Annotated in this window: 1 protein-coding gene; it reads left to right on the plus strand. The window is 37.7% G+C overall.

Annotation, left to right across the window (positions count from 1 at the left end):
* The first annotated feature begins 339 nt into the window (after positions 1-339).
* Positions 340-735, plus strand: coding sequence for a hypothetical protein (locus tag AACT21_RS09295; RefSeq protein WP_094163180.1), 396 nt, complete (start codon positions 340-342; stop codon positions 733-735).
* Positions 736-1,005 lie beyond the last annotated feature (270 nt).

Consider the following 1,005-nt stretch of genomic DNA (forward strand, 5'->3'; position numbering starts at 1 on the left):
TTGTTGGCTTCTTCGAAAGAATTCTTTGTAAATTGAAGTCTTAGAAGCTCGTCAGTTTTCCTATTATTTCTTCTTTGCCAAGTACGTTTCGTGGGTTAGGTTTTAGTTTCTCAGTTGTCCGTTTTACTTTGTCGCTTGAAAGCAATAATGTGTTTTAAATTAGGCCATTGGGTAGAAAATCTCCGGCTAAAGTGCAGCAGCTAACAAACGGCTCAAGAGGGATTGCCAACGCGTGGCGGCTTTAGTTCAAAATTGAAGTTCAGTGTTTACAGTGTGTTTTTTAAGTTCAGCGGTGCGTTGTCAACCCCTTAGCCGGGCGTTATGTATTTGAGGAGAAAAATGAGTTCGCCAGACATCATTCAAGGGGTTTTTTCATGTGTTTCGTCCATCTCGGCTGCTGCAGCTGCATATTTTGCCTTTTCTGCAATTAGAGAAAATAAGAAAAACGCATTTATTCATCATCGTTACTCTTTAGCTTTAACTGTGAAGGAACTTTACTTTAGTTTTCATAGGGATTGGGATGGCTTTAAAATTTCGAAGCATCCCGATATCCATAAAGCTCTATTGGACTCTGAATACTACGTTTCTATAGAGCTGTACGACAAGTTTAGAAACATTATCGTAGAATTGAAGCGGCTTGAAGGTGAACGAAGTGTTTCAAAGCGCTTAGACAAAACTGAGAATTTGTTGAAACTTATAGAAGCTGTCAAGCTAGATGCTCGCCTTGACGAATAAATACATAACAAGCAATTTAAGAGGGATTCACAACGCTTGGCATTTTTGCTTCTACTTCAAATTTAGTGTTTATGGCACAATGCTTTAGGTGTGGGTGGTAGCGTTGTTCACCCCTTAATTGGGCGTTATAAGCTCTTAATTCTGTTAATTAAGTCAACTTATGCGTAATTGATAATCTGTAACATCTCATAAGTTTAACTTGCTTATATGGATGCTTATGAAATCTTCATCTCGTAGTAAAAAAATTGCTATAGCTTCAAGTTTTTTCTT

Origin of the sequence: Vibrio sp. V08_P9A1T1 (assembly GCF_963874405.1) — a bacterium.
In the GTDB taxonomy this organism is placed as follows: Bacteria; Pseudomonadota; Gammaproteobacteria; order Enterobacterales; family Vibrionaceae; genus Vibrio; species Vibrio anguillarum.

What these genes read in the sequence shown, in the direction of transcription:
- AACT21_RS09295 (WP_094163180.1), top strand. Translation starts at nt 340, where the DNA reads ATGAGTTCGCCAGACATCATTCAAGGGGTTTTTTCATGTGTTTCGTCC.